Raw genomic sequence first — 8,192 nt, 5'->3', positions numbered from 1 at the left:
GGTCGACGACGTCGCTGCCGAGGACGGCGTGCTCGACGACGTGCTGGAGGACGGCGGCGTCGACACGGCCGCGGACGACCTGGTCGACCAGGTCTCGGACCTGGCGGGCACGGTCGACGACACCGCCGGGACCGGGTCGTTGGTCCAGGACGTCGTGGACGGCATCGCCGGTGAGGACGGCGTCCTGGACGACGTCGTCGGTGCCGACGAGCCCGAGAGCGGTGTCACGGACGAGGCCGTGGAGCACGTGCTCGACGACCTGGAGCAGATCGTCGGCGACGCCACCGAGGGTGACCTCGGCGCCGTGACCGACGACCTCACGGCCGACGACGGCCTGGTGGACGACGTGCTGGAGGACCAGGGCCTGGACCCGGTGCTCGGGGACCTCGTGGACTCGACCGGCGCGGTGGACGACCTGCTGGGCACCGGCTCGGCCGTGCAGGACACGGCCGACGGGCTGCTCGGCGAGGACGGCGTGGTCGACGACGTCGTCGGCGCCGACGAGCCGCAGGACGGCGTCACCGACGGCCTCGTGGAGGCCGTGGTGGACGACGTCGACTCGACGCTCGACTCGGTGACGGCCGGCGACCTGCCGGGCGTCGTGGACGACCTCACCGCCGACGACGGCCTGGTGGACGACGTGCTGGAGGACCAGGGTCTCGACCCGGTGCTGAACGACGTCGTCGACTCGACCGGCACGGTGGACGACCTGCTCGGCACGGGTGACCTGGTCGAGGACACCGTCGACGGGATCGCCGGCGAGGACGGCACCGTGGACGACATCATCGGCGCCGACGAGCCGCAGGACGGCGTGACCGACGAGCTCGTCGAGCACGTCGTCGAGGACGTCAACGACACGGCGAACGACCTGCTCGAGGGCGACCTCGGGGCCGTGACCGACGACGTCCTCGCCGAGGACGGCCTGGTCGACGACGTCCTGGAGGACGGCGCCACCGCGACCGATCCTGGTGACGGCACCGATCCTGGTGACGGCACCGACCCCGGTGACGGCGACAACGGTGGCGGTGACGGCACCGATCCTGGTGACGGCACCGACCCCGGTGACGGTGACAACGGCGGCGGCGACGGCACCGACAACCCCGGCGACGGCACCGGTGACGGCGGGTCCGACGAGGGCACGGGTTCCAGCGGCGGCGGGTCCGGTCCCGTGGGCGGTCCGGTCGCCGAGGCTCCCGGCTCGGACGGCTCGGGACAGCTCATCGGTACCGGGGCCGACGGCGCCACGGCGGCGTCCGGCGCTGCCGGTGCCGCCGGGACGGGCGCGATGCAGACCCTGCCGACGACGGGCGGGGACCTGCGTCTGCTGGGGCTGTCCCTGCTGCTGATGCTGACGGGCGGCGTGCTGCTGCTGCGTCGTCGGAGGGAGGCGCTCGCGGTCGCGACCCGCTGACCCCACCGGAGCCGGTGCCGGCTCCGGACGGGGCGGCGCTGTCACGGGGGATCACTGGGGAGTGTCCCGTGGCAGCTCCGCCCCGGCTGGGGTCGGCGTGGGCGCAGCACGGCGCAGGGGGCCGGGCCGCGCCCACGACACCACCGGCACCACGGGGTGCGCGCGGCGGCCCCGGGCGGACGATCACCGGACCCTCGACGGAGGTGCCCGGCAGACCCGCCCGGGGCTGCCCGCGGAACACGCCTACCCTGGGACACCGTGCCCCGACTGATCGCCGACCTCACGCCGCTGCGCGTCTCCCCGGCGTTCCGTCGCCTGTGGTGGGGCCTCGGCGTCTCCAACATCGGCACGCAGATCACCGTGGTCGCGGTGGGTCTGCAGGTGTACGCCCTGACGGGGTCGACGCTCGCGGTGGGCACCCTGGGCATCGCGGCGCTGGTGCCGCTGGTCGCGCTCGGCCTGTACGGCGGGGCGCTGGTGGACCACTACGACCGGCGCCGCGTCTCGTTGCTCGCGTCGTCGGTGCTCTGGCTCGTGACGGCGGCGATCGCGGTGCAGGCCTGGCTCGACGTCGGCTCGGTGAACCTGCTGTACGGGCTGGTGGCGCTGCAGTCGGCGGCGTTCGCGATCAACAACCCGGCGCGCACGTCGATCGTGCCGCGACTGCTGGAGCCGCAGCTCATGCCGGCGGCCCTCGCGCTGCAGACGCTGGCGTTCAACGTGGCGCTCACGTGCGGCCCGCTCGTGGGCGCGGTCCTCGTGGCCCGGCTCGGGTACGGCTGGGCGTACACCCTCGACGCTCTGCTGTTCACGGCGGCGCTGTGGGCGGTGTGGCGGCTGCCCGCCGTCCCGCCCGAGCAGCCGCTGGACGACGACGCGGACCCCGACCCGACGGGCGCCGCGCCCGCCCGGCGGCGCGTCGTCGGGCTGAGCTCCGTGCTCGACGGGCTGCGCTACCTGGCGACGCGGCCGAACGTGCGCACCACGTTCGTCGTCGACCTGGCCGCGATGGTGCTCGCCTTCCCGCGCGTGCTGTGGCCCGCGGCGGGCGCGCTCTACCTGGGCGGCGGGGAGACGACGACGGGCGTGCTCGCCGCCGGGTTCGCCGTCGGCGGCATCCTCGCGAGCGTGTTCTCCGGCGCCCTCGTCCGCGTGCGGTGGCAGGGCCGGATCATCGTGTGGGCGATCACGGCGTGGGGGCTGAGCGTCACCGCCTTCGGCGCGGTGCTCGTCGCCGTCGGGCCGGGCGCGCCGGACGGCGTGCTGTGGGGCGCCGTCGTGCTCGCGGGCGTGGCGCTGCTGCTCGCGGGCGGCTCCGACGCGATCTCGTCCGTGTTCCGCCAGTCGATCCTGCAGACCGCGACGCCGGACCACATGCGCGGCCGCCTGCAGGGCGTGTTCATCGTGGTGGTCGCGGGCGGGCCGCGCCTCGGCGAGATGGTGCTGGGCTCGGAGGCCACGTGGTTCGGCGAGGGGTGGGCGGCCGTCGTCGGCGGGCTCGCGTGCGTCGCCGTGCTGTGGCTGGTGGTGCGGCTGCAGCCCCGGTTCTGGCGCTACGACGCGCACCACCCGGAGCCCTGAGCGCGGCGGGCCTGCTCAGGCGGCGTCGGCGTACGGGCGCCGGCGCCGCATCCCGGGCAGCGCGGCGAGCGCCAGCAGGGCGCACGCCCAGCCGCCGGACATCGTGACGAGGAACCCGGCGTGCGAGTCCACCGCGTCCACGGCCACACCGGCCAGCCACGAGCCGAGCGAGACGCCCACGCCCAGCGACGTGCCCACCCACGTGAGCCCCTCGGTGAGCTGGTGCGGCGCGACGAGCGCCTGCACCAGGGCGTTGCCGTTGATGAGCGTCGGTGCGATGGCGAAGCCGGCCACGAACATCACCACGCCCAGGACCGCCAGGTTCTGGACGAAGAAGAACAGGGAGACGCCGACGGCGATCCCGCAGGCCGTGACCGTGAACCGGACCGAGAGCGGGGACACCCAGTGCCGGGCCCCGTACGCCAGGCCCGAGACCATCGAGCCGAGCGCGAAGCAGGCGAGCACCAGCCCGGCGAGACCCTTGACCCCCTGCTCCTCCGCGAACGCCACCGTGGCGACGTCGCTCGACCCGAACATGACGCCCATGCCGACGAAGACGACGGCGAGCACCGGCATCCCCGGCATGCGGATCGCCGAGCGGCGCTCGAGCCGGACGGCGTCGGGGTGCGCCACCGTGCCGACACGCTCGCCGTCCGCGGGCACGGCCGCCCCGCGAGCGGGCGGTTCCGTGCGCCGCTGCGTGAGGAACCACGCGGCGCCCGCGCCACCCACGACGGCCGCCACCAGCAGGCCGCCCGACGGGATCACCGTCGTCGCGAGCGTCGTGGCCAGCACCGGGCCCACGATGAACACCAGCTCGTCGAGGGCGGACTCCAGGGAGTAAGCCGTGTGCACGCGCTGCGCCTCGGGCAGCACGTGGGACCAGCGGGCCCGGGCGAGCGACCCGTACGAGCCCTGGCTCGCGCCGCCGACGGCGGCGCACACCCACAGGACCCACTCCGGGGCGCCCAGGGTGGCGGCCGCCACCAGCCCCAGCAGCCCCACCGTCGTCGCGACCAGCATCGGGGTCATCACGCGGGCCTGACCCGACCGGTCCACGAGGCGGGCGATCTGCGGCGCGACCAGCGCCTGCGCCACCACCAGCACCGCCGACACCCGGCCCGCCATCGCGTACGAGCCGTACAGGGCCTGCACCATGAGCACCGTGCCGATGCCGACCATCGACATCGGCAGCCGGGCGATCACGCCCGCGGCGGAGAACGGCAGGGCCCCCGGCACGCGCAGGACGTCGAGGTACGGGTTGCGCTTCCGGGCGGCCGACGCCGTGTCGGGGCCCTCGGGGACGGGCACGGTCACTGCCGGATTCTCCCACCCCCGGCGACGGGGCGGCAGCGCCACCGCGCGCGCCCGGCGCACGACGCCTACCGTGACGAACCATGACCGCCAGGGGCCGCGTGCGCGTGGCGCAGCTCGTCCCGCGTGCACTCTGGGCACTCGGCGGCGTCGCCGTGCTCGCCCTCGGGTCCGCCGTGCTGCTCTCCGCGCACGTCGGCGTCGACCCGTTCACGGCGGCGAACATCGGCGTCAGCGGGCACCTCGGTGTCGGCCTCGGGGCATACCAGCTCGCCGTGAACGCCGTCCTGCTCGTGCCCGTGGTGGTGTGGGCGCGCCGCTACGTCGGCCTCGGAACGGTCATCAACATGGTGATGACAGGTTTCTTCGTCCAGTGGTTCGGCGCGCTGCTGGAGCCGCTGGTGCCCGACCCGCCCGGCCACCTGTTGCAGGCCGTGCTCTTCACCGTGGGCATCGTGCTGTTCGCCGCGGGCGCGTCGGCCTACATGACCGCGGGGATCGGGACGGCGCCGTACGACGCGATCGCGCCGATCGTCGTCGACCGCACCGGGTGGCGCTACCGGGCGGTGCGGGTGGTGCAGGACCTGGCGTTCGTGGGGCTGGCGGTCGTGTTCGGCGGCCCGGTGGGGGTGGGGACGGTCATGACGGCGTTCTTCGCAGGGCCGCTCATCGACTTCTTCACCGTGCGGGTCAACACGCCGCTGCTGCACCGCCTGCTGCCCGGCGACGCGGAGCCGGCCCGCCAGGCACCGTGAGGTCCGTCTCGCCCCGGCACGGGGGCGACAGGAGCCGGGCTCAGCGGCCAGGATGGGGGCCATGAACGCCACTCCCACCCCCGTGACGGTCGTCGACGACCGCGACCACCAGGTCTTCCTCGCCCGGCTCGACGACGGTCGCCGCGCGGGCGGCGCGTACTACGAGCGGAAGGACGACGGGGGGTCGGCGGTGGTCGTCTTCACGCACACGGAGGTGGACCCCGCCTACGAGGGGCAGGGGATCGGGTCCCAGCTCGCCGCCGGCGCGCTCGACCAGGTGCGCGCCGCGGGGGAGAAGATCGTGCCGCTGTGCCCGTTCATCAAGGCGTACGTGCAGCGGCACCCCGAGTACGCCGACCTGCTCGCACACCCCGCCCGGTGAGGGCGGCGACCACCACCCGGCGCGGCGGCATCGCGGCGCTGGGTGCCTCCGTCGCGCTGCTCCTCGGCGCGTGCGCCGGAGGCCTCGATCCCGCGGGGTCCGGCATCGGTGGCGGGGACCTGGAGTCGCCGGCGGCCACGGCGGCGCCCGCGCCGGACGAGCCGGGGGAGTCCGCGCCTGCGGCCTCCGGCACGGCGCTCGCGGCGCTCGAGGGCCTGCCGGTGAAGGGCCGCGCGCCCAAGACGGGGTACTCCCGCGACCAGTTCGGGCCGGCGTGGGCCGACGTCGACCACAACGGCTGCGACACGCGCAACGACGTCCTCGCGCGCGACCTGACGCGCACCGTCACGGACCCGGACACGCACGACTGCATCGTGCTGAGCGGCGTGCTCGCCGACCCGTACACGGGCACGCGGATCGACTTCCTGCGCGGGCAGGCGACGTCCACCGCGGTGCAGATCGACCACGTGGTCGCGCTGTCCGACGCGTGGCAGAAGGGCGCCCAGCAGCTCGACGGAGTGGCGCGCCGGCAGCTCGCCAACGACCCGCTCAACCTGCTCGCCGTCGACGGGCCGACCAACTCGGGCAAGGGCGACGGCGACGCCGCGACCTGGCTGCCGCCGTCCAAGGCGTTCCGCTGCCAGTACGTGGCGCGGCAGGTCGCGGTGAAGCAGGCGTACGCCCTCTGGGTCACGCAGGCCGAGCACGACGCCATCGCGGGCGTCCTGGCCCGGTGCCCCGACGAGCCGCTGCCCGCCGGCGGGCCCGCGCCCGACGTCGCGCCGGTCGACGATCAGGGGGACGACCCGGCGGGCGACGACGCCGGCGCCGAGCCGCAGGAGCCGTTCGCGAACTGCGACGCGGCGCGGGCGGCCGGGGCGGCGCGGGTCCACCGCGGGGATCCCGGCTACTCCTCCCGGCTGGACGGCGACAAGGACGGGACCGCCTGCGAGTAGCGCGGCGACGTCGGGGCGGTGGGCGTCGGGCGGGGGCGTCAGCCGGGCAGCGCGGCGCCCTGCGCGGCCTGGATCTCCAGCTCGACCTTGAGGGTGGTGCCGACGATGGCGACGCCCGCGGCGGCGACCTCGTTGTACCGGATGGCGAAGGCGTCGCGGCGCAGCTCGGTGGTCGCGCGGAACGCCGCGCGGACCACCCCCTGCGCGTCGGCGCCGGTGCCCAGGTAGGTCAGGTCGAGGTCGACGGGGTGCGCCAGCCCGTGCAGCGTGAGGTCGCCGTGCACCGTCCAGCGGCCGTCGGCGACCGGCGTCATCCCCGTGGAGCGGTACGTGATGTGCTCGTACCGCTCCACGTCGAGGAAGTCCGCGGAGCGCAGGTGGCCGTCCCGGTAGGCGTTGCCGGTGTCGATGGACGCCGCCGAGATCACCGCGGCCACGCCGGACCGGGCGACGTCGCCGGGCGCGACGTCGATCCGGCCGGCGAGCTCGGTGAACCGGCCCCGCACGCTGGAGATGCCCAGGTGCTGGGCCACCGCCGTCACCGACGAGTGCGCCGGGTCGATCGTCCACGGGCCCGGCGGCGGCAGCTCCGTGCCGCCCTGCCGGGCCAGGGTCACCGTGCCGAGGGCGGCGCGGCCCGCCGCGGTGACGATCGCCGACGTCGCGGCGGGCGCGTAGCCCACCGCGGTGACGATGGCGACGTACCCGCCCGGGGCGAGCGCGGCCTCGCCGCGCACCGCGCCGTCGTCGTCCGCGGCCACCCGCAGCACCTGCGCGCCGGCGGCGTCCGTGAGGGTGACGACGGCGTGCGGCAGGGCCCACCCGTCGCGCGTCCGGATCATGGCGGTCAGCACGCCGATCACTCCGCGGGGTGGGCGAGGGCGATGTCGTGGCCGTCGACGCCCGCGCCGGCGAGGCTCAGCGCCGTCGCCGCCGGCGGGTAGCCCGTCGCGATCACGGTGTACTCGCCGCCGTCCAGGTCGGTGAACGCGTAGGCGCCGTCCGGGCCGGTCGTGGCCGTGCCCGCGACGTTGCCCGCCGCGTCGACGAGCGTCACGCGGGCATCCGCGAGCGGGCCGTGCGGGGCGCGCACGACGCCGGTCACCCGGGCGCCCGCGGCGAGCTCGACCTCGACGCGTGTGACCCCGGCGCCGCCCACGTCGACGGGCAGCGCCCGCGGCCGGAACCCGGCGGCGTTGACCGCCACGGTGACGGGACCGGGCACGAGCTCCTCGAGGGCGAACGTGCCGTCCTCCGCCGTGCCGGTGCTCGCCTGCAGGTCGCCGCGCACGTCCGTGACCAGCACCATCGCGCCCGCGACGGGCTGCAGGTCAGGGCCGCGGACGACGCCGCGCAGGCCGCTGGTGCCGCTGAGCAGCACGTCGTGGGCCAGCGGCGCCGCGCCGACGACGATCGTCGAGGCCTGCGGCTGGAACCCGTCGGCCGAGGCGATGAGCACGTACGTGCCGGCACCCGGCGCGTCGACCGCGTAGGCGCCGTCGGACCGCGCGATCGCGAGGCCGAGCTGGCGCCCGCCCAGCGAGATGAGCGTGATCGCCGCCTGCGGCAGCGGGGCGCCCTCGGCGCCGCGGACCAGGCCGTGCACGGTGACACCGTCCGGGACGCCGCCCGTGCCGCCGTCGCCGACGGGCGGGCCGCCCGCGGCCGGGACGGCGCGCCGGGGGGGGGGGGGGGGGGGGGCGGCGGGGGGGGGGGGGGGGGTGGCGGCGGGGGGGGGGGCGGGGCGCGAGGGGCGGGGGCCGGGCCCGCCAGGGGGGGGGCGGGTCCGTGCG

General features: G+C 76.2%; 8 protein-coding genes. 5 read left to right on the top strand and 3 right to left on the bottom strand.

From position 1 onward, the window contains the following. Together ACFQ8T_RS17840 and ACFQ8T_RS17835 are read left to right on the top strand one after the other, a co-directional pair. Positions 1 to 1,411: hypothetical protein (locus ACFQ8T_RS17840; protein WP_430547822.1), on the top strand; the 1,411-nt coding region annotated here is incomplete at its 5' end. Between the two features lie 258 nt (positions 1,412 to 1,669). Continuing rightward, positions 1,670 to 2,992 (top strand): MFS transporter, encoded by a 1,323-nt coding sequence (locus ACFQ8T_RS17835; protein ID WP_430547821.1) that lies wholly within the window; start codon positions 1,670 to 1,672, stop codon positions 2,990 to 2,992. Between the two features lie 15 nt (positions 2,993 to 3,007). Here ACFQ8T_RS17835 and ACFQ8T_RS17830 read toward each other — a convergent pair whose 3' ends face one another. Further along, on the bottom strand, positions 3,008 to 4,309 hold the full coding sequence (locus tag ACFQ8T_RS17830; protein ID WP_430547820.1) for an MFS transporter: 1,302 nt from the start codon (positions 4,307 to 4,309) through the stop codon (positions 3,008 to 3,010). A gap of 80 nt (positions 4,310 to 4,389) precedes the next feature. On the opposite strand from ACFQ8T_RS17830, the gene ACFQ8T_RS17825 reads away from it, so the two are divergent. The 3 genes from ACFQ8T_RS17825 (at position 4,390) to ACFQ8T_RS17815 (ending at position 6,399) form a co-directional block, all read left to right on the top strand. After that, positions 4,390 to 5,061, top strand: coding sequence for a YitT family protein (locus ACFQ8T_RS17825; protein WP_430547819.1), 672 nt, complete (start codon positions 4,390 to 4,392; stop codon positions 5,059 to 5,061). Positions 5,062 to 5,122: 61 nt separating this feature from the next. Continuing rightward, a complete protein-coding gene (locus ACFQ8T_RS17820; protein ID WP_430547818.1) occupies positions 5,123 to 5,443 on the top strand; it encodes a GNAT family N-acetyltransferase in 321 nt (106 codons plus the stop codon). Beyond that, entirely contained in the window at positions 5,440 to 6,399 is a 960-nt protein-coding gene (locus ACFQ8T_RS17815) for a DUF1524 domain-containing protein (protein WP_430547817.1), read from the top strand. The genes ACFQ8T_RS17820 and ACFQ8T_RS17815 overlap by 4 nt, the downstream gene beginning before the upstream one ends. A 38-nt stretch (positions 6,400 to 6,437) precedes the next feature. Here ACFQ8T_RS17815 and ACFQ8T_RS17810 read toward each other — a convergent pair whose 3' ends face one another. Both ACFQ8T_RS17810 and ACFQ8T_RS17805 read right to left on the bottom strand, forming a co-directional pair. After that, complete coding sequence (locus ACFQ8T_RS17810; RefSeq protein WP_430547816.1) at positions 6,438 to 7,253, bottom strand: YceI family protein; 816 nt, start codon at positions 7,251 to 7,253, stop codon at positions 6,438 to 6,440. A 5-nt stretch (positions 7,254 to 7,258) separates the two neighbouring features. Continuing rightward, positions 7,259 to 8,005 (bottom strand): collagen binding domain-containing protein, encoded by a 747-nt coding sequence (locus ACFQ8T_RS17805; RefSeq protein ID WP_430547815.1) that lies wholly within the window; start codon positions 8,003 to 8,005, stop codon positions 7,259 to 7,261. Positions 8,006 to 8,192: the final 187 nt, after the last annotated feature.

It is taken from the genome of Isoptericola sp. NPDC056618, from assembly GCF_042792715.1.
Classification (GTDB): domain Bacteria; phylum Actinomycetota; class Actinomycetes; order Actinomycetales; family Cellulomonadaceae; genus Isoptericola; species Isoptericola nanjingensis.
Note: the sequence above shows the minus strand (reverse complement) of the source record. Positions and strands in the feature narration are given on the sequence as shown.